General features: G+C 65.3%; 21 protein-coding genes. 5 read left to right on the top strand and 16 right to left on the bottom strand.

What is annotated here, in order from left to right; translation table 11 throughout:
• Positions 1-9: 9 nt before the first annotated feature.
• From FG95_RS15705 to FG95_RS15695, 3 genes are read right to left on the bottom strand one after another with little or no spacing between them, the layout of a single operon-like run.
• Positions 10-531, bottom strand: a complete 522-nt coding sequence (locus FG95_RS15705; protein WP_037557055.1) for a hypothetical protein — start codon at positions 529-531, stop codon at positions 10-12.
• The gene (gene mreC / locus FG95_RS15700) at positions 528-1,433 is read right to left on the bottom strand and encodes a rod shape-determining protein MreC (protein WP_037557054.1); all 906 of its coding nucleotides are present in this window, start codon (positions 1,431-1,433) and stop codon (positions 528-530) included. Before mreC ends, FG95_RS15705 begins: the two co-directional genes overlap by 4 nt.
• 20 nt (positions 1,434-1,453) lie before the next feature.
• Positions 1,454-2,500 (bottom strand): rod shape-determining protein, encoded by a 1,047-nt coding sequence (locus tag FG95_RS15695; RefSeq protein ID WP_037557053.1) that lies wholly within the window; start codon positions 2,498-2,500, stop codon positions 1,454-1,456.
• 194 nt (positions 2,501-2,694) lie between these two features.
• Here FG95_RS15695 and mutL point away from each other — a divergent pair, with 194 nt between their 5' ends.
• The 3 genes from mutL (at position 2,695) to FG95_RS15685 (ending at position 5,438) form a co-directional block, all read left to right on the top strand.
• The gene (mutL, locus tag FG95_RS15690; RefSeq protein WP_037557052.1) at positions 2,695-4,515 is read left to right on the top strand and encodes a DNA mismatch repair endonuclease MutL; all 1,821 of its coding nucleotides are present in this window, start codon (positions 2,695-2,697) and stop codon (positions 4,513-4,515) included.
• Positions 4,516-4,524: 9 nt separating this feature from the next.
• Complete coding sequence (locus tag FG95_RS20605) at positions 4,525-4,839, top strand: hypothetical protein (protein ID WP_152567679.1); 315 nt, start codon at positions 4,525-4,527, stop codon at positions 4,837-4,839.
• A gap of 77 nt (positions 4,840-4,916) precedes the next feature.
• Positions 4,917-5,438 carry a hypothetical protein gene (locus FG95_RS15685; RefSeq protein ID WP_037557051.1) on the top strand — a complete coding sequence of 174 codons (522 nt, stop codon included), beginning with the start codon at positions 4,917-4,919 and terminating at the stop codon, positions 5,436-5,438.
• Here FG95_RS15685 and FG95_RS15680 read toward each other — a convergent pair whose 3' ends face one another.
• The 3 genes from FG95_RS15680 to FG95_RS15670 form a co-directional block, all read right to left on the bottom strand.
• The gene (locus FG95_RS15680; protein ID WP_037557050.1) at positions 5,439-6,632 is read right to left on the bottom strand and encodes a nucleotide pyrophosphatase/phosphodiesterase family protein; all 1,194 of its coding nucleotides are present in this window, start codon (positions 6,630-6,632) and stop codon (positions 5,439-5,441) included.
• Positions 6,633-6,674: 42 nt separating this feature from the next.
• On the bottom strand, positions 6,675-8,243 hold the full coding sequence (locus FG95_RS15675) for an alkaline phosphatase D family protein (protein WP_037557049.1): 1,569 nt from the start codon (positions 8,241-8,243) through the stop codon (positions 6,675-6,677).
• A gap of 74 nt (positions 8,244-8,317) precedes the next feature.
• A complete protein-coding gene (locus FG95_RS15670) occupies positions 8,318-9,055 on the bottom strand; it encodes a glutaredoxin family protein (protein WP_152567678.1) in 738 nt (245 codons plus the stop codon).
• Between the two features lie 41 nt (positions 9,056-9,096).
• On the opposite strand from FG95_RS15670, the gene FG95_RS15665 reads away from it, so the two are divergent.
• Positions 9,097-9,501, top strand: a complete 405-nt coding sequence (locus FG95_RS15665) for a MerR family DNA-binding protein (protein ID WP_037557047.1) — start codon at positions 9,097-9,099, stop codon at positions 9,499-9,501.
• A 26-nt stretch (positions 9,502-9,527) separates the two neighbouring features.
• On the opposite strand, the gene ychF is transcribed toward FG95_RS15665, so the two are convergent.
• Entirely contained in the window at positions 9,528-10,625 is a 1,098-nt protein-coding gene (gene ychF, locus FG95_RS15660; protein WP_037557046.1) for a redox-regulated ATPase YchF, read from the bottom strand.
• A 129-nt stretch (positions 10,626-10,754) separates the two neighbouring features.
• Between ychF and FG95_RS15655 the strand changes: the two genes are divergently transcribed.
• Complete coding sequence (locus FG95_RS15655) at positions 10,755-11,417, top strand: CAP domain-containing protein (RefSeq protein WP_052182424.1); 663 nt, start codon at positions 10,755-10,757, stop codon at positions 11,415-11,417.
• A 41-nt stretch (positions 11,418-11,458) separates the two neighbouring features.
• On the opposite strand, the gene FG95_RS15650 is transcribed toward FG95_RS15655, so the two are convergent.
• From FG95_RS15650 to FG95_RS15610, 9 genes are all read right to left on the bottom strand, one after another.
• Entirely contained in the window at positions 11,459-13,333 is a 1,875-nt protein-coding gene (locus tag FG95_RS15650; RefSeq protein WP_037557045.1) for a PhoX family protein, read from the bottom strand.
• Between the two features lie 182 nt (positions 13,334-13,515).
• Positions 13,516-13,857, bottom strand: a complete 342-nt coding sequence (locus tag FG95_RS15645; RefSeq protein ID WP_037557044.1) for a hypothetical protein — start codon at positions 13,855-13,857, stop codon at positions 13,516-13,518.
• On the bottom strand, positions 13,854-14,210 hold the full coding sequence (locus tag FG95_RS15640) for a hypothetical protein (RefSeq protein ID WP_037557043.1): 357 nt from the start codon (positions 14,208-14,210) through the stop codon (positions 13,854-13,856). Before FG95_RS15640 ends, FG95_RS15645 begins: the two co-directional genes overlap by 4 nt.
• A gap of 78 nt (positions 14,211-14,288) precedes the next feature.
• Positions 14,289-14,858 (bottom strand): aminoacyl-tRNA hydrolase, encoded by a 570-nt coding sequence (pth, locus tag FG95_RS15635; protein WP_037557042.1) that lies wholly within the window; start codon positions 14,856-14,858, stop codon positions 14,289-14,291.
• Between the two features lie 68 nt (positions 14,859-14,926).
• Positions 14,927-15,580 (bottom strand): 50S ribosomal protein L25/general stress protein Ctc, encoded by a 654-nt coding sequence (locus FG95_RS15630; RefSeq protein WP_037557177.1) that lies wholly within the window; start codon positions 15,578-15,580, stop codon positions 14,927-14,929.
• A gap of 109 nt (positions 15,581-15,689) precedes the next feature.
• On the bottom strand, positions 15,690-16,520 hold the full coding sequence (locus FG95_RS15625) for a TraB/GumN family protein (protein WP_235211591.1): 831 nt from the start codon (positions 16,518-16,520) through the stop codon (positions 15,690-15,692).
• Between the two features lie 65 nt (positions 16,521-16,585).
• Positions 16,586-17,533, bottom strand: a complete 948-nt coding sequence (locus tag FG95_RS15620; RefSeq protein ID WP_037557041.1) for a TraB/GumN family protein — start codon at positions 17,531-17,533, stop codon at positions 16,586-16,588.
• 78 nt (positions 17,534-17,611) lie between these two features.
• Positions 17,612-18,268, bottom strand: a complete 657-nt coding sequence (locus tag FG95_RS15615) for a hypothetical protein (protein WP_235211590.1) — start codon at positions 18,266-18,268, stop codon at positions 17,612-17,614.
• A complete protein-coding gene (locus FG95_RS15610) occupies positions 18,234-18,449 on the bottom strand; it encodes a helix-turn-helix transcriptional regulator (protein WP_037557040.1) in 216 nt (71 codons plus the stop codon). The genes FG95_RS15615 and FG95_RS15610 overlap by 35 nt, the downstream gene beginning before the upstream one ends.
• Positions 18,450-18,487 lie beyond the last annotated feature (38 nt).

Genomic DNA, 18,487 nt, shown 5'->3' with positions numbered 1-18,487 from the left:
GGAACCAGTTTATCGGCGTTTCAGGCGGAAATTGTCAAACGCGCCGGTCAGGCGCATGAACAGCGGCACGAGCAGCGCCGAGATGATGATCTGCGGCACGACGAGGCCGAGCACCAGCCGGGTGTCCGCCTGTGGATGGGTAATCAGCGCTGCGAGCGACTGGATGATCGCGATCAGCAGCGCCGCGATCGCCCAATCGTGTAAAAAGCCGCGCCAATAGATGCGCTGCGACGAATAGGCGATCGCGATGCTGGCAAGCGTCCACAGCCCGACCGCGGTGCCGATCGGGGCGCCGCTGAACAGGTCGTCCCACAGGCCGAGCGGTAGGCCGATCCACACCGGCCACATTTCGGAGCGGAGCAATTGCCAGCACAGGAAAAACAGCAGGCCGAGCGGCGGCAGCACCGGCGAGTTGGCGATCAGCGGCAGCATCAGCGGCACCGCCGACGCGAACATCACGCTCGCGATCGGAACGATGCGCATCCGCCACAGCGATGCCGGTTCGCCGAGGCGCGGCCCCTTCTGCTTCATGGCGCGCTGGCGGGGGCGGGAAGCGGCGCGGGCGCCGGGCGGCCCTGCGCCTCGATATTGTCGGGCGTATAGGGGCGCAGCACCGCCACTGCATCGACCTTGCCCGGATCGGCGAGTGGGCGCGCGAGCGCGCCGTCGTGCTGGCGCCTTACCACGATCGCGACGGGGATGTTCGGCGGATAGAGCCCGCCGGTGCCCGAGGTCACGAGGATGTCGCCCGGCTTGAACGGGTTGTTCGCGATGTTGAGCGTGCGGACGTCGAGATCGCCGTTGCCGCGGCCGCTGGCGAGCGCGGGCAGGCCGTCGCGCGCGCGCCGGACGGGAACGATATTGTCGACGTCGGTGAGGAGCAGCACCTGCGACACTGACGGTCCGGAGGTCAGCACGCGGCCGATCAGCCCGTCGGCGCCGCGCACCGGCTGGCCCGCGGCGACGCCGAGATTGCGTCCGATGCTGAGCAGCGCGATGCGCTTGGCGCTCGTCGACGTCGAGGTGAGCAGATACCCGTTGGCGAGCGCGGTCTTGTCGGTTTCCTGCAGTTTGAGCAGCGCCTTCAATTGGCGATTCTCTTCCTGCAGCGAGCTGGTCGCGACGAGCTGGCGGCGCGTCTCGGCGAGTTCCTTGCGCAGCCGCCGGTTTTGCGTGCCCGCGCCGACATAGGCGCCGACGCTGTCGTCGATACCCGAAAGCGATCCGGTCACCGACCGCGTCACGCGCGCGATCGGCGCGGTGATTTCCTGGCTCGCCACGCGCAGTTGGGCGAAGCCGACGGGATCAACGACCGACAGGATCGCCAGAAGCAGACCTGCCACCGCGCCAGTCACCGCTATGACATAGGCTACGAACAGGCTGTACTGAGCCTTTCGGGATTGCCCCGGACGTCGATGTGCCGGGCGGACCATAGTGAAGCGCTACCGTCCGATCAGGCTTGCTGGAGCACGCCGCGGAAGGCGGGATCTTCCATCGCGCGGCCGGTGCCGATCGCGACGCAGGTCAGCGGATCTTCGGCGACGGTGACGGGCAGGCCGGTCGCGTCGCGAAGTAGTTCGTCGAGCTCGGCGATCAGTGCGCCTCCGCCCGTCAGGACGATGCCCTGGTCGACGATGTCGGCGGCGAGTTCGGGCGCGGTGTTCTCGAGAGCAATCCGCACGCCCTCGACGATCGTGCCGATCGGTTCGGAGAGGGCTTCGGCGATCTGCGCCTGATTTATCGAAATTTCCTTGGGCACCCCGTTGACGAGGTCGCGGCCCTTGATGTGGATCGTCAGGCCCGTGCCGTCGGCGGGAATGCGTGCGATGCCGAAATCCTTCTTGATCCGTTCGGCGGTCGATTCGCCGATCAGCAGGTTATGGTGGCGGCGGACGTAGGAGACGATGGCTTCGTCCATCTTGTCGCCGCCCGCGCGGACCGAGGTGGTGTAGGCGAGACCGCGCAAGCTGAGCACCGCGACTTCGGTGGTGCCGCCGCCGATGTCGACGACCATCGATCCGATCGGTTCGGTCACCGGCATGTCGGCGCCGATCGCAGCCGCCATCGGTTCCTCGATCAGCCACACTTCGCTCGCGCCGGCGTTCGACGCGGCGTCGCGGATCGCGCGGCGTTCGACGCTGGTCGAGCCCGAGGGGACGCAGATCACGATTTCGGGGCTGCGGAACGCGTTGGGCTTGCCGCCGTGCACCTTGGTGATGAAGTGCTTGATCATCTGCTCGGCGACGTCGATGTCGGCGATGACGCCGTCACGCAGCGGCCGGATCGCCTCGATGCTGTCGGGGGTTTTGCCCATCATCAGCTTGGCGTCGTCGCCGACGGCCTTCACCCGCTTGATCCCGTTCAACGTTTCGACCGCGACGACCGACGGCTCGTTCAGCACGATGCCCTTGCCGCGCACATAGACCACGGTGTTGGCGGTGCCGAGGTCGATTGCCATGTCTTGCGAGTTGAATTTAAGCCAGCGAGAAAAGAAGGACATCGATACTGCTTCCTGTCATCGAAGCCGCGCCCCTGACGGACACGCCCCCTGTCGTGATTTCACCCGCGCGTCCGGCCGGCGACAGCTACAATCAGGGGGAGATTCCGGCTCGTCCACGGAGGGTGGCTGGACAAAATGATCAGGGCTGTGCGGATGGGTCGCGATTTGCGTTCGACTGCGCTAGGAGAGCGGCCATGTCAATACGTCGCCTGCCGGAAAAGCTCGTAAATCGGATCGCAGCGGGTGAAGTGGTTGAAAGACCCGCCGCGGCGCTCAAGGAACTGGTTGAAAACGCCATCGACGCCGGTTCGACTCGCATTTCCGTGCGAATCGCCGAGGGCGGGATTTCACGCCTCGAAGTCGAGGATGACGGCTGCGGAATGACCGCCGCCGAGATGCCGCTCGCGCTCGAACGCCATGCGACATCGAAGCTGCCGACGGACGCGATCGAGGATGTCGTAACGATGGGCTTTCGCGGCGAGGCGCTGCCCTCGATCGCGAGCGTCGCGCGACTGACACTCGAAAGCCGCGTCGCGGGCGGCGACGGCTGGAAACGCGTCGTCGACAATGGCGCGGTGGTCGCCGAAGGCCCCGCGGCGCTCGCAAAGGGCACGCGCGTGATGGTCGAGGATCTGTTCGCGCGCGTGCCGGCGCGGCGCAAATTCCTGCGCAGCGCACGCAGCGAATATGCCGCCTGCCTCGACGCCGTGCGGCGGCTCGCGATGGCGCGCCCCGATATCGCTTTCGTGGTCGAGCATGACGGGCGCCGCGCGCTCGATGTGCAGGGCGGACAGGACCAGCTCACGCGCGTCGCGGCGCTGACCCAGCGCGAGCTCGCCGCGAACAGCATCGGGATCGATCTCGACCGCGGCGAGGTGCATCTGGGCGGGGTGATCAGCCTGCCGACCTACAATCGCGGCATCGCCGATCATCAATATCTGTTCGTCAACGGGCGCCCTGTGAAGGACCGGCTGCTCGTCGGCGCGCTGCGCGGTGCCTACGCCGATCTGCTCGCGCGCGATCGCCATCCGGTTGTGGCGCTGTTCCTCGATGTGCCGACGAGCGAGGTCGATGTGAACGTCCATCCGGCGAAGACCGAGGTGCGCTTTCGCGATCCGCAGCTCATTCGCGGGATGATCGTCGGGGGCCTCCGCCGCGCGCTCGACGAGCATGGCTTCCGCAGCGTCCAGCGCCCTCCCGAGGCCGCGCTCGCCGCGTGGCAGCAGGAACCGGTCGCGCCGCAGCCGCCGGCGCCAAACTTGTTTGCGCCGCACCCGGCGCACTCGCAAAGCCCGGCCACATCCATGTTCGGTGCTGCCGATGCCGGGACGACCGCGCTGCTGCACGACCGCATCGTCGATTTCGCGCCGCCGCGCGATGCGCTTCCGATGGGCCGCGCCGAGCCGGCGATCGCGCCGGTCCCCGGAGCCGAGGCGCATCCGCTCGGCATCGCGCGCGGCCAGATCGCAAAAACCTATATCGTCGCCGAGGCCGAGGACGGGCTCGTCATCGTCGACCAGCACGCCGCCCACGAGCGGCTCGTGCTCGAGCAACTCCGCCGCGGGATGAGCGGGCAGGCGGTGCCGTCGCAAGGCTTGCTGTTGCCCGAGGTCGTCGAGATCGACGAGCCCGCGTGCGACCGGCTCGAAGCCGCCGCGCCGCAGCTCGCCGCGCTCGGCGTCGAGCTTGAGCGTTTCGGTCCCGCCGCGGTGATGGTGCGCGCGACCCCGGCGATGCTCGGCGCCATCGACTGCCACAAGCTTGTCACCGACATCGCCGACGATCTTGCGGGCTATGACGCCGCGCTCGGGCTGAGCGAGCGGCTCGAACTCGTCGCCGCGACGATGGCATGCCACGGTTCGGTGCGTGCGGGGCGGACCTTGAGTGTCGCCGAAATGAACGCACTGCTCCGCACGATGGAGGTCACGCCGCATTCGGGCCAGTGCAACCACGGGCGGCCGACCTGGGTGAAGCTCGACCTAAAGAATGTAGAAAAACTTTTCGGGCGGAAGTGAGCAATCTGTATGAGTTATTTCGTTTATCATCGATACGGTCGGTGCGAGACTAATCTCCCGATTCCTGCCTTTCCTAATTTACTCGACGAACTCGACGACAGGCCGGAGGATGAGGAGCACGGATCGGTGTCGCTAATCCATGAGAGTCAGTGGGGATTGGGTATTCGGCGGAACGGCTATGTTGATTTTGAGAATGTCGAGGCTGACGATGAACCGCGACATATGGAGAATGTGCCGCGAGCCAAGTTATTGGAATTGATGGAAGCCTTGGCGCGTGGGGATTTGGTTGCGTTGGAAGCGGAGCCTTGGGTTGCCGGTTATTGATCTTGAAGACCAAGAGTTCGTGACTTTGGTGAAGCTCGCGATGGAGGATGTCGAAAAATTGTTCGGGAGGAAATAGGATGGGGTTCCGGATCATCGCCATATCGCTCGCCGCGGCCTTGCCAGTGGTGGCCCACGCGGCGCCCGCCGCGCCCGCCTGTCCGACGGCGCCCGTCCTCCCGCCCGAACTCGCCGGCTGGTCGCGCGATGCCTCGAGCCGGACGATCTATGCCTATGGCGACGACCTCGGCGCCGACTGGTTGCCGCTCGGCGCGGCGCGGACCGCGTTGCCGCTGCACAGGTTCGAAAGCCTGCGCTACGGCGTCGCACCCGAGCATAAACCCGACGTCCACAAATTCGGCGGGATGATCCCGATCGAGGTGAAGCGGGCGGGGCGTCTGATCGTCGCGCTCGACGTGGGCGCGTGGATCGACCTCATCCGCGACGGCGCCGCCGTGAAATCGGTCGCCCACGGCCATGGTCCCGCCTGTTCGGGCATTCGCAAGATGGTCGAATATGACGTGGCGCAGGGGCGCTACCAGCTCCAGATCGTCAATGCGCCCACCGCTTCGATCCACGCGATGGCGGTGCTGCGCGACTGATCAGGGCAGCCGCTTGGCGAGTTCGCCAGTCGCGTCGCCCGGCAGCGGCGCGACGCCGAGAAGCAGCATCAGCAGCGGATAGACTTCGATATTGTCGATCGTCCCGACGTCGCCCTTCAACCCCGTGCCACTCGCGACGAAAAGCGCGAGCATCTGGGGGTCCTGATTGTCATAACCGTGCGCGCCGCCCTTCACGGGCCAGCTCGGCGTGCCCGCGATGATCGACCAGCCGGGCTCGGCGATACAGATGATCGCGGCGACGCGCGGATTCCGGCCGTAATGCAGCCGCTCCGGCAGCTCTTCGCGGCGGTTGCAGTTCATATGGTCGTGCGGTTTCAAGAGCGCGTCATAGACCCGGTTGTCGGTGCCCGCTGCGGGCTCGACCGCCGCATAGGGGCCCGTTTCGACCGCTATGATGCTGGGCAGGTCGACGAGGTCGGCGAGCTGGATCACGCGACTCTCGTCGATCGCGCGCATCCCGTGGTCGGCGACGACCAGCAGGCGCGCGGGCTGGCCTATCGCGGCGAGGCCGGCGGTCAGGTCGCCGATGCGCTTGTCGACTTCGGTGATCGCGGCGTTCACTTCGGCGCTGTCGGGACCGAAGCGGTGCCCGGCATCGTCGACCGCCTCGAAATAGAGGGTGACGAAGGCGGGGCGAATGTCTGAGGGGCGGCGCATCCAGTCGAGGATCGTGTTGACGCGCTGCGCATAGCCGACATGCCTGTCGTAACGCAGCCAGTCGGGCGGCCGCTTCTCGTGAATCGCGACCTCGCTTCCCGGCCAGAACATCGTCGCGCTGCGCACGCCGGCCTTGTCCGCGGTAATCCACGCCGGTTCGGCCTCATCCCACCAGAAGGGATCGAGCGATTGCTTGGGATCGCCGAGGCTGAACGTCACGTCGGGACGCCGCGGGTCGATCATATTGTTGCCGACGATCCCGTTGGTGTCGGGGCGCTTGCCGGTGACCATCGCATAATGATTGGGAAAGGTCTTGGTCGGGAAGGAAGGACGCAGCTTGCCATGCGCGCCCTCGGCGGCGAGGCGCGAGAGGTGGGGGGTGATGCCCCGGTCCAGATAGTCGGCGCGAAAGCCGTCGATCGAGATCAGGATGGTAACGGGCTTGCGGGTATCCTCCTGCGCCTGCGCGGCGAAGGGAAGGAAGAGCGCGAGCAGCAGCGATAGGACGCGGTTCATGCGCGCTCCGCTATGGCGCATATGTGACAGTCCGACGACACGTCACGCCATCTTGATCCCGGCGACGTTGCGCTCGACCACCCCGGTTGCGCGCTTCGACAGCGTATTTACCGGCGCCGTCACCTTGTCGACGACCATGAAATGCGTCTGCCACGCTTCGCGGCCCACTTCGCAGACGACATAGCCGCGCTGGTCGTTGGCGAATTTGAGTTCGGGGTTCTGGCGCAGGAAGACGTCGGTGCCATTGCGCTGATCGCTGCCGTCGCCGCCGCTCGAAATCGAGGTCGCGACGAATTCGGCACCGACGACCTTGTCCTTGAGGACGAGATCGCCGCAGAAATTCTGGTGCTCGTCGCCGGTCAGCACGACGACATTCTTAAGCCCGCCGAGCCGTGACAACATGCGTTCGCGCGGCGCTTCGTAACCCGCCCAGCTGTCGAGGTTGAGAATCTTCTTCGGCTCGTCGGGGCGGCGCCGCCGGTCGAGCGACATCATCGTCACCTGCTGCGCCAGCGTGTTCCACGTCGCGCCGCTTTCGCCCAGATTGCGGTTCAGCCAATCCTCCTGCGCCTTGCCCAGCACCTCGGCCTTCTTGTCATAAACGCCCGGACAGGCGGGTTTGAAGCCGTCCTCGCACGGCTGGTCGCTGCGATATTGCCGCGTGTCGAGCAGTTGCATCGACATGAGGTCGCCATAGCGAAGCTCGCGGTTCAGCGCGACCATGCCGCCGCGCGGCAACATCGAACGGCGGACGGGCATATGTTCGTACCACGCCTGCATCGCCGCCTGCTTCTTGAGCATGAAGATATCGGGCGGCGGTGCGTCGGGGTCGTTGCCGTCGAGCCCGAGCTTCCAATTGTCGATGTCGGACACCCAGTCGTTGCGGATCTCATGATCGTCGAAGCTCGACAGAAAGGCGTGGGTGCAGCGCGCCGCCTGCAGGTCGATGTCGCCGAGCTGCTGCGCATAGGCGAGGCGGAAGTCGCCGAGGTCGATCAGATTACGGAACGCATGTTTGCGCACCGGCCGCGTCGGCAGCCCCGCGTCGAACAGATAATCCTGGCTATATTCATAGATGAAGTCGCCATAATGATAGACGAAGGCAAGGTCTTCGCGCGCGAGGTGGCGATAGGCGCCAAAAAAGCCCGATTCAAAATGCTGGCAACCGCAGACGCCGAATTTCAGCGCTTCGGTCGGCGCGCCCACGCGGGGGAGCGTACGCGCGCGGCCGCGCAGGCTGCGCTCGCCGCCGGCGGTGAAGCGATAATAATAGGGACGATCGGGCTGAAGCCCCGCGACCTCGACATGGACGCTGTGCCCGAGTTCGGGGCGCGCGAGCTCGGTGCCCTTGGCAACCACGTCGCGAAATCCGGCGTCGCTCGCGACCTCCCAGTCGACCGGGAAGTTCGCCAGCGGCATCCCGCCGTGGCGCTCCATCGGTTCGGGCGCGAGCCGCGTCCAGATGACGAAGCCGTCGCTCGCCGGATCGCCCGCCGCGACGCCGAGGCTGAACGGGAATTCGCGAAAGAACCCGCCCTCGGCGCGCAGGATCGCCGGGGCGGCAAGACCGGCAAGCGTGGCCCCGGCGAGGAAGTGGCGGCGGTCGAACATGGCTGGCTCCCTGGGGACGAATCACCGCCCCTGATAGCCCAGTCCCATGTTTCATCAATGACGGATGCGCGGCGTTACAGCCACATCCGCGCCATCCACAGCGCCATCGCGACCATCATCAGATTTTCGGTCAGCGACACAAAACCCAGCGGCACCTTGCTGCTGCCGCCGACGCAGGCGCATTTGATGTCGCGCTTGTCGATATAGACCGCCTTGAACACCGATATCGCGCCGATGCCGCCGATGAACAGCGCGACCGGGATCGACAGCCAGTCGAGCGCGTGCGCGGTCATCAATACGCCGGCGAGACCTTCAGCAAAGGGATAGATGCTCGCATAGGGCACCCAGCGCCGTGCGAGGAGATCGTAATTGAGGAACATCGTCGCGAATTTGTCGACGTCTTGCAATTTCAGCAGCGCGAGCACGATCATGCTGAATGAGATGAACCATTCAGCGGCGCGGAGGGTGAAAATCTCGCCATAGACCGAAAAGCTGGTCGCGAGCGCCATCAGCGCGGTCATCGCGAACAGCGCGATGACGGGGGTGTAGCTCGTCGCATCGGGATCGGCGACCTTCAGCCCGAAATGACCACGCAGGTCGTCGTAGCCGCCGATCCGCTTACCGTCGATGAAGGTCTGCGGCGTCGTCTTGACGCCATGCTCGGCCTTGAATGCGTCGGTTTCTTCGCGCGTCGTCAGCCAGCGGTCGTCGACCGCGAAGCCGCGGCTTTCGAGCAGATGTTTTGCCTTGAGGCCATAGGGGCAGATATGCCCCGGCATGACCATGCGATGGAGGATTGCCTGTTTTGCCATGAACCCCATATAGGCTCCGTACCATAGTACGGAGTCAAGCGATGCAATTGACGATCGGAAAATTGGCAGCGGCGGGTGATGTCGGGGTCGAGACGGTGCGCTATTACCAGCGCCGCGGCCTGATGGGCACGCCCGCGCGCAGCGGCGGCGACGGCTGGGGCGGCGGTGTGCGGCGCTATGACGAAGACGATCTTCGGCGCCTCAAATTCATCCGCGCGGCACAGGGTGCCGGCTTCACGCTCGACGAGATCGGCGAGTTGCTCGCGCTCGAAGCGAGCGACGACCGCGTCCGCGTCCGCACCCTCGCGCGCCAGCGGATCGATGTCCTCGACGAAAAGATCGCACAGATGACCGCAACGCGCGCCGCCCTCGCGCGCCTCGCCGACCAATGCGCCGCGAGCGACAAGGGTCCGTGTCCGATATTGGCGGCGTTCGAGCCAACCTGACCCCTCCCGCCTGCGGGAGGGGAGGCTCAGCTATGCAGGAAGTGCATCACGTCGCCGTCGCTCACGACATAGGCCTTGCCTTCGGCGCGCAGCTTGCCCGCCTCGCGCGCCTTCGCTTCGCCGCCGAGCGTGACATAATCGTCATAGGCGATGGTTTCGGCGCGGATGAAGCCCTTCTGGAAATCGCTGTGGATCTCGCCCGCCGCCTCGGGCGCGGTGGCGCCGGTGTGGACTGTCCAGGCGCGCGCTTCCTGCGGCCCGACGGTGAAGAAGGTGATGAGGTGGAGCAGTTCGTAGCCCGCGCGGATAACACGCGCGAGGCCGGTTTCGTGGAGGCCCATCTCTTCGAGGAATTCGAGCCGGTCGGCCATGTCCATCGTGACGAGCTCGCTCTCGATCGCCGCCGAGACGACGACGGCCTGCGCTCCCTCGGCCGCCGCCTTTGCGAAGACCTTTTCGGAGAAGGCGTTACCGTTCGCGGCGCTGCCTTCGTCGACGTTGCAGACATAGAGGACGGGCTTCGAAGTCAGAAGCTGCGCGGTGCGCAGCACGCGGGCTTCCTCGACGTCCTTCGGTTCGACGAGCCGCGCGGGCTTGCCTTCGCGCAGCAGGTCCAGCGCCTGGCCGAGCACCGAGGAGGCGATCTTCGCTTCCTTGTCGCCCTGTGCGGCTTTCTTGGCAAAGGCGGGAACGCGCTTTTCGAGGCTTTCGAGGTCGGCGAGCAGCAGCTCGGTTTCGACAGTTTCGGCATCGGCGACGGGATCGACCTTGTTCTCGACATGCTGGATGTCGTCATCCTCGAAACAGCGCAGCACATGGACGATCGCGTCGACCTCGCGGATGTTGCCGAGGAACTGGTTGCCGAGCCCTTCACCCTTCGACGCGCCGCGCACGAGGCCGGCGATGTCGACGAAGGCGAGCTGGGTCGCGATGATCTTCTTGCTGCCCGCGATCGCCGCGAGCTTTTCGAGCCGGGCGTCGGGCACCGCGACATTGCCGATATTCGGCTCGATCGTGCAGAAGGGATAATTCGCCGCCTGCGCCGCCGCCGTCTCGGTCAGCGCGTTGAACAGGGTGGACTTGCCGACGTTGGGCAGGCCGACGATCCCGCATTTGAAACCCATAAAAACTCCGTGAGGTCCGGCCGCGGTTGAAGGAGCGCCGGTATCGCAGCGCCCCTAGCGCCAAGTCGCGCCCGATGCCAGTCTTTGCCGTTGCGTGCCGTTCAGACTTGCGGCTTTATCGCGCCAACCATGATCAAAACCCGCCTTGTCGCCGCCGGCTTCCTTCTCACCTTCGGCGTGACCGCCGCCGTTGCCGCACAGGACCGGTTCGAGGAAGGCGTCTTCGCCGAACTCAACCGCTTCCGCAGCGATCCTGCGGCCTATACCGAATATCTCAGCGACTATCGCCCGCGTTTCGAGGGCAAGCTGCTGATCGGCAACGACGACAGCGAGATCGATATCATGACGCGCGAGGGCGTCGCGGCGGTAGACGAGGCGATCCGCGACCTGCGCCGCGAAAAGCCGCTTCCGACCCTGGAATGGAGTGATCCGCTCGCCCGCGCTGCGGCGGATCATGTCGCGGTCCAGTCGCGCTCGGGCGCGGTCGGCCATTATACGCGGGGCAGCGGGCCGGGCGAACGGATGCGCGCCCGCGGCGGCGGGCCCTATGTCAGCGAGGTCATCACCTACGGCCATCATACGCCTGAAGGCGTCGTCGACCAGCTGTTGATCGACGATGGCGTTCCCGGTCGCGGCCATCGCCACAGCCTGCTGCGCCCGACGCATCGTTATGCCGGGGTCGCGTGCGGCCGGCATCCTGTGCACCGGACGATGTGCGTGACCTTGATGTCGCAAACGCGCGACGGCTCCCCGCCGCCCCCGCCTAGGCGGGCGGCGACGAAGGCCGAATAAGCGCGACGGGGCCAGCCGCGAGCGACCGGCCCCGGGCGTCGTCAGTTGCCGACCGGCTGATTGTCGGTCCGCCGTACCACGATCGTCGACGATCGCGGCGCTTCGCCGGCGACCGGCCACTCGCCGGTCGGATGCTGGATGTTGACGAAAAAGGTCGTGAGGTCGGGCGTATAGGCCAGACCCGTGATCTCGCAGCCGAGCGGCCCGACGAGGAAGCGTTTCGACTGCTTGTTCTGCTGATCGACATAGAACATCGCATTATGCCCGAACGCCTGGTCGATCGTCGTGCCGTCGAGGCCCGAATTGCCCGGGACGCTGTGATCGGTCTGCACCCACATGCGGCCCTCGGGATCGATGCGCAGGCCGTCGGGGCTGGAGAAGGTGTCGCCGTCGATGTCGCCGACCAGGTTGCTGCCGCCCGCCGCGAGCGACGGATCGCCGGCGGTCAGGAAGATTTCCCAGCTGAAGCTGGTCGCCAGCGGCGAATCGCCTTCCTCGCTGAACTTGATGATATGCCCATGCAGGTTGCGGATTCGCGGGTTGGCGGCATCGGTGACCGCGCGGCGGCTGTTGTTGGTCAGCGTGCAGAACACCGCGCTGTTGTCGGGCGCGACGGTCAGCCATTCGGGGCGGTCCATCACCGTGCCGCCGGCGACGCGCGCCGCCTGTTGGCATTTGATCAGCACGTCGGCCTGATTGTTGAAATCGATCGTCGTCGGCGCCGGCGGGGTCGTGCTCTGGCTGACATTGCCCGGATCGGAGGCGCCCGCCGTCAGGCCGTTCTCGCCGACGACCAGCGCGCGCCATTCGCCCGTGCCGTCGCCGTTGAAGCGTGCCACATAGAGCGTGCCGTAATCGAGCAGGTCGGTGTTCGCGGCGCGGTTGGTGTCGCTCCAGGCGCGATCGGGGACGAATTTATAGATGCAGCCCGGCGTCGAATCGTCCCCCATGTAAAAGGCGACGCGACGGTCGCCGCTCGACATGAAGGCGACGTTTTCATGGCTGAATCGACCCATCGCGGTGCGCTTGGTCGGCTGCGCCAGTTCGCGCAGCGGATCGATTTCGACCACCCAGCCATAATTATTCTCGGGCTGCGTCGGGTCGAGATAATTGTCGGTCGTTTCTTCACAGGTCAGGTAGGTGTTCCACGGCGTCCGGCCGCTCGAGCAATTGTTGAGCATGCCCTTGATGCTGCCCGACAGCAGGCCCGCTGCAGGCCCGCCGGCGCGATAGCTGCTGTTGCCGGAGTAACGGCGGTTATAGGTCGATCCCGCCTGCACGGTCCATTTGTCGTCGCTGCCCTTGGCGACCTCGACGACGCCGATGCCGACGGCCGAGAGCGCGATGGCCTTCTGGTCGGCGCTCGCCGTCGCGGGGTCGTAGCCGTCCGCCATCAGGATGTTGAAGTCGGGATATTCGTAATTCATCGCGAGCAGGCCGCGGGTATTGGCATCGACGTTGGGGAGCGCGAAATATTCCATGCCGTCGTGATTGCCACCGGCCCATTTCTCGGCGACCGCGGGGCTCGCGGGGAAACTGCCCGAATAGGCGGTGCCGGCTTCGACCGAATCGCCCGCTTTCAGCAGCACGTCGACGGTATAGCCCTCAGGCACCGTCACCCCGTCGTCCTGGTTCGCGGCGACCGCGGCAAAGGTGGCGGCGAAGCTCGGCGGCGGTGTCGGGGTGGGGGTCGGCGTCGGTGTCGGCGTCGGCGGGACGGTCACGATCGGTTCGCCATCGTCGTCACACCCGGCCAGCGCCATCGCGGGGATCACGGACAGGCCGAACAGGCCGTTCCGCAGCAGCGTGCGGCGCGTCGGATTCTCGGCGACGATCGCCTCGAGGCTGTCGGGACCCAGAAGGCCGCCGGTTTCGCCGCGATAAGGCGCACGGGCTTTGTCGGTAAGATGTGACATGCAGTTCCCCTGTTTTTCGGTTGAGCCCCGGGACTCGATTGTCCCGGTTGGGAGGTGGCGCACCGATTGCAGAGGATGATGTCAGCCGCGTTGCTCGAACGCGTCGGAATGCAATGACTTATATGACGGCCATGTGACGCCGGCTTCTATTGTGCAGACCGGTACACCTTGGATGATGGCAGTCAAGCATCGCAGCGGTCGATGTCGATGGCCAGATAATCGAAATTTCGCGGCAGTTCGATGCGGACGACGGCTCCGTCGCGAACGAGGTCTGCGATTACGGGAGTTTTGCACAATCCGGCCGTCATCATCCGCGCCAGCTCGTTATCGGTCAGGCCGCCCGTCCTTATAGCTTTGTGACGGATGATCAGCCGGTTGCCTTCAGCACGTACGGACTCGACCGTGCCGACTTTTACCTCGTCCATATTTTCGGCAGTGCGCGCGACCCGGTCTTCCGGGCTACTGCAGGCGGTCAGCGACCCAGCGGCGACGCTCAACGCCATGACCGATCGAGCGAGGATCATGCACAATCCTCTATCTTTACGCTCCTATGTTCGCCAGCACCGGTGAGCTCGATCCTGATATCGACTTCCTTGTCGATCACGCCACGGAATCCGGGGTCATTACAGATTGTCGCCCGCAGTTCCCGATCGAATTCGGGCAATTCGAACTCGCTGGCGTGTATGCCCGTAAAGGCCAGGGTCACCGTTCCTCCATCGGCCTTCGCCGAGGCCATGGTAACGCCCGCGCCCAAATCCTTGGGCGTGATGGCATTGACGCCGGCCGCGAGAATTTCGGCACGCGCGGCGGCTTCGCTTTTTGGCGGTGTGCAGCCGATCAGCGAACCGGCCATCGCCAGAAGGAAATATAAACGCATGATGCCCCCAACTATTCCGCAGTGCCGGAGGTATGGAGGGCAGCGATTGATATTGTATAAATGTTGGTCGGCGCGCCGCTATTGCTGCAAGCGCAGCGCCAAATCGCTCTGAAACCGCACATCGTCGCCGCTGGCGAGCCATTTCGCTTCGGCGGCAATCGCGCCGAGCAGGTCGATCAGCGGCCCCATCTCGCTCTTGTGATAATTGCCGAGGACGTGGCCGGTCACGCGGTCCTTGTGCCCCGGATGGCCGATGCCGATGCGCACGCGGCGAAAATCCTCGCCGATGTGGCTGATCATGCTGCGGATGCCATTGTGACCCGCCGCGCCGCCGCCCTGCTTCACCTTGACCTTCATCGGGGCGAGGTCGAGTTCGTCGTAAAAGGCGGTGACGTCCTGCGGCGTCAATTTGTAGAAATCCATTGCGGCGCGCACGCTGCGACCGCTTTCGTTCATGAAGGTGCCGGGTTTGAGCAGCAGAATGCGCTGCGATCCGATGCGGCCTTCCTGGATCCAGCCCTGGAATTTCTTGGCGGGTGCCGGAAAGTCGTAAAAGTCGGCGATGACGTCGGCGGCCATGAAGCCGACATTGTGACGGTGCATCGCATATTTGGGCCCGGGATTGCCGAGACCGACCCAGAGTTGCATGGTCCTGCCTTTCCCGGGTCCTGTCGTTGCGGCCCCTTTCCGCGCGGAAAGGGGCCGTCCGAACGATATTAGGCTTTGTCGCCTTCGGCGGCGGGCGCTTCGCCTTCGGCAGCTTCGCCTTCGTCCTTCGTCGTGTCGCCGTCGCTCGACTTGAGCGCCGACGGGGCGACGATGGTGGCGATGGTGAAGTCGCGGTCGGTGATCGCGCTTTCGACGCCCTTCGGCAGGGTGACGTTGCTGATGTGGATCGAATCGCCGACGTCGAAACCGGTGACGTCGATCGCGATCTCGTCGGGGATCTTGTCCGCGTCGCAGACGAGTTCCAGCTCGTGACGAACGATGTTCAGCACGCCGCCGCGCTTCAGGCCCGGCGAGGCTTCCTCGTTCTGGAACGAGACCGGCACGGCGACCTGGACGGTGGCGTCCTTGGCGATGCGCAGGAAGTCGGCGTGGATCGGGCGATCTTTGACCGGGTGGAAAGCGACGTCCTTCGGCAGCGTGCGGATCTGCTTGCCGCCCACGTCGATCATCACGACCGAGTTCATGAAGTGACCCGTCATCAGCTGCTTCATCAGCAGCTTTTCTTCGACGTGGATCATCAGGGGTTCTTCCTTGCCGCCATAGACAACGGCGGGGACACGACCTTCACGACGCAGTTCACGCGAGGCTCCCTTGCCTCCGCGTTCGCGCGTCTCGGCCGTCAGCGTCAGCTGATCGCTCATCATATTTCTCCGAGATTCGGTTACACAGTTCCGCCACGCCTCCAGGGATGACCATGACGGAAGCCGCGGCGCTTAGCGGGGAAGCGGCGGAATTGCAAGCGCGACGCGCTTATTGCACCCGCGTTACCTTGAACCCGTCGGCCGCGACCATCGCCGGCACGCCGTCGGCGCCGACCAGATGTCCCGCGCCCACTGCCACCAGTACGGTCCCCCGCTGCGTCATCCGCCGTTTGATCCACGCGCTCCAGCGGCGGTTGCGGTCGGTGATGATCGCCTTGCGCGCGGCGGGCACGCTGTCGATATCCTCGTTGATCACCTTTTCGAGTGCCGCGACGTCGCCGCGGCCCCATGCCGCGGTCAGTGCGCCGACCTCCTTCACCGCATCGCCCGCCTCCTCGGCGGCTCGCGTGAGCAGGATGCGCTGAGTCCGCGGATCGAGCGTTTCGAACAGCATCAGCTGCTCGCGCGCGGTCTCGAAGCCGCCGATCGGCTTGCCTGCGGCCTGGAACTTCTCCGTGAGGCCTGTTTCGACGCCGTCGGCCGATGACAGGCCCGCATTTTGCGCGACGCGCTGGCCCATCAGAACCATCACGGCCCAATCATCAAGCCCGTCCTCGCCGAAGCTACGGCCGCTCGCTTCGAGCGTGCGAAAGCCGGTCAGCGCCTTACCCGAGAGGCGCGCTTCGATCGCGAGCGGGGCGTCGCGCGGCGCGAGTTTCCGGAACATCTCGCCCACGGCCGCAAGTTCGGCAGGCGACAACTCCATCATCAACTCGTCGGCCGCCGCGGTCGCGGTCGCCACCCGGCCTTCGTCCCAGTCGGTGCCGCGCGGCAGCGCGTGCATTGTGCCGAGAATATAGATTTTCGTATCGGCGTCGGCGACCAGCCACATCGCCGGCCGTGCCTCGGGCCCCGTCTCGGCGGCCCCGCAGGCGGTCAACAGCAATGGCGAAAGGGCGGCCGCGATGCGACCACCCCATCGTCCGGATCGAGACGCCGGTCGCCTCAATATTCGACCCGTTTCACCGTCAGGCCGCGCTCCTTCAGATAATCCTGCACGCTGTGCTCGCCCGCAAGATGCCCGGCGCCGACCGCGACGAACACGGTTCCCGGCTGATCCATCCGCGCCTTGAGCTGGTCGGCCCAGCGCGCGTTACGATCCCAGAGCAAGGTCTTCGCAAGTTCGGGCGTCGCCGCCAGGCTCTCGTTCATCGCGGTGGCAAGGCCGTCGGGGTCGCCCTTGGCCCACAACAGCACCATCTTGTCGAGCTGCGGCCCCAGCTTGTCGAGATCCTTCACCACCGCGTTGAGGAAGGCGACCTGCTGCGTTTCGGGCAGCGTATCGAAGAAGCCGAGCTGTTCGGGAAGCGTTTCGAGCCCCGCGACCGGCTTGCCCGCGGCCTTTGCAAAACCGGTCAGCAGCTTTTCGGCGCCCTGCTCGGGATCGTAGCCGAGCTTGGTGAGCGGCAGCACCGAGAGGGTAATCGCTGGAAACCAGGGTTCGAACATGTCGAACTGCGCGGGGGACAAGCCGAGGCTTGTCATCGCAGCCTGATAGGCCTTGAGCTCATCGGGATCGAGCCGCGACGACAGCTTCTTGCCGCTCTGGTCGATCGCCAGCGGCATCATCACCTTGGCCGTCTCGGCCTGATCCTCGGGCAGAACGATCTCGAGCATCAGCTGGTCGGATTTGTCGAACGCGGTCTTCACCGCTTCGTCGAACCAGCCGAGCCCGGGCTTCAGCACATGGACGGTGCCGAAGAGATAGATCGTCGTATCGTCGTCCTTCACCACCCATAGCGCGGGGTCGGCATCGGTCGTGGCCGGCGCTGGTGCGCTTGTCGCCGCAGCGGGTTCGGCGGCGGAGGCGAAATTGCCGCCGGGGATCAGCGCGCATTGCGCAAAGGGGATGAACGCGCAGGTGGCGGCAAGCGTCTTGAACCATTTTTTCACGGGAAAGCCTCTCTTCGTGGCGTCTTGTGGCCGGTGGCGGGGGAAAAGGGGAGCAAAAAAAGGGGAAGGCCGTTTCGGTCAGCGGAATTTCAGCCACAGCCAGACAATGGCGTTCACAATCAGCGAAAATGCGAACAGCGTCATAATATCGACCGGCGGCGCCAGCGCGGCGCGATGCAGCACCCACCAGGCCGGGGCCGGAAAGATGAAGGCATACCAACCGGCAACGCAGGCCCACAGCCATGCGCGTTCTTCATGATCGTCGATCGAGCGATGGTAAAGGACCATGCCGATTGCCAATCCGGCAATCCACAGCAGCGATGCGCCGACTGCGAAACCGGGGCTGAGCGATCCGCTGGCGAGCGTTTCGCTCAGCCCGCGCCCGGTCGGCTGGTCGGCGACGAGCCAGCCGCCCACGATGCCGCCGATCACTGCGCAAAAGCCGAGCGTAAGCCAATAGCGCTGCTTGCGGGGCGAAAGGCCTTGCCAAGTCGATCGATAGCGGCGGGCATAGATGGCAAGCGCGAAGATTGCGAAGGCGACCGCGGCAAGCGGGCCGGCCCAGGCGGGAAGGGGCGTGCCGCCGCTATCGAGCGCGGCCTGATTGTGGCCCGCGAAGCCGCCGAGCAGCCCGGCGGCGATCAGTGCGATGACGATCGGCCAGGCGATCAGCGCCGCGAGGCTGCGCGGCTTCGTGTCGTCACGCGACATTGTCGCCTCCCATATATCCATCATCGAAAATCTCCTCGATCGGCATTTCGAACAGCCGCGCCAATTTGAAAGCGAGCGGGAGCGAGGGATCGTATTTCCCCGTTTCGATCGCGTTCACCGCCTGCCTTGAGACATCGAGCCGGTCGGCGAGCTCCGCCTGACTCCAGTTCCGCATCGCGCGCAGCACTTTCAGCTTGTTGTTCATCGGCGCCCCGCCAGCATTTCCATCCGAAAGACCATGGC

The sequence above is a fragment of the Sphingopyxis sp. LC363 genome (assembly GCF_000756385.1).
Lineage (GTDB): Bacteria > Pseudomonadota > Alphaproteobacteria > Sphingomonadales > Sphingomonadaceae > Sphingopyxis.
The sequence above is the reverse complement of the archived record's forward strand: the minus strand, read 5'-3'. Positions and strand labels throughout refer to the sequence as shown.

Coding starts and splice junctions, on each gene's coding strand:
- FG95_RS15705 (WP_037557055.1), bottom strand. CDS start 531: ATGAAGCAGAAGGGGCCGCGCCTCGGCGAACCGGCATCGCTGTGGCGG.
- mreC (WP_037557054.1), bottom strand. CDS start 1,433: ATGGTCCGCCCGGCACATCGACGTCCGGGGCAATCCCGAAAGGCTCAG.
- FG95_RS15695 (WP_037557053.1), bottom strand. CDS start 2,500: ATGTCCTTCTTTTCTCGCTGGCTTAAATTCAACTCGCAAGACATGGCA.
- mutL (WP_037557052.1), top strand. CDS start 2,695: ATGTCAATACGTCGCCTGCCGGAAAAGCTCGTAAATCGGATCGCAGCG.
- FG95_RS20605 (WP_152567679.1), top strand. CDS start 4,525: ATGAGTTATTTCGTTTATCATCGATACGGTCGGTGCGAGACTAATCTC.
- FG95_RS15685 (WP_037557051.1), top strand. CDS start 4,917: ATGGGGTTCCGGATCATCGCCATATCGCTCGCCGCGGCCTTGCCAGTG.
- FG95_RS15680 (WP_037557050.1), bottom strand. CDS start 6,632: ATGAACCGCGTCCTATCGCTGCTGCTCGCGCTCTTCCTTCCCTTCGCC.
- FG95_RS15675 (WP_037557049.1), bottom strand. CDS start 8,243: ATGTTCGACCGCCGCCACTTCCTCGCCGGGGCCACGCTTGCCGGTCTT.
- FG95_RS15670 (WP_152567678.1), bottom strand. CDS start 9,055: ATGGCAAAACAGGCAATCCTCCATCGCATGGTCATGCCGGGGCATATC.
- FG95_RS15665 (WP_037557047.1), top strand. CDS start 9,097: ATGCAATTGACGATCGGAAAATTGGCAGCGGCGGGTGATGTCGGGGTC.
- ychF (WP_037557046.1), bottom strand. CDS start 10,625: ATGGGTTTCAAATGCGGGATCGTCGGCCTGCCCAACGTCGGCAAGTCC.
- FG95_RS15655 (WP_052182424.1), top strand. CDS start 10,755: ATGATCAAAACCCGCCTTGTCGCCGCCGGCTTCCTTCTCACCTTCGGC.
- FG95_RS15650 (WP_037557045.1), bottom strand. CDS start 13,333: ATGTCACATCTTACCGACAAAGCCCGTGCGCCTTATCGCGGCGAAACC.
- FG95_RS15645 (WP_037557044.1), bottom strand. CDS start 13,857: ATGATCCTCGCTCGATCGGTCATGGCGTTGAGCGTCGCCGCTGGGTCG.
- FG95_RS15640 (WP_037557043.1), bottom strand. CDS start 14,210: ATGCGTTTATATTTCCTTCTGGCGATGGCCGGTTCGCTGATCGGCTGC.
- pth (WP_037557042.1), bottom strand. CDS start 14,858: ATGCAACTCTGGGTCGGTCTCGGCAATCCCGGGCCCAAATATGCGATG.
- FG95_RS15630 (WP_037557177.1), bottom strand. CDS start 15,580: ATGAGCGATCAGCTGACGCTGACGGCCGAGACGCGCGAACGCGGAGGC.
- FG95_RS15615 (WP_235211590.1), bottom strand. CDS start 18,268: ATGATGGATATATGGGAGGCGACAATGTCGCGTGACGACACGAAGCCG.
- FG95_RS15610 (WP_037557040.1), bottom strand. CDS start 18,449: ATGAACAACAAGCTGAAAGTGCTGCGCGCGATGCGGAACTGGAGTCAG.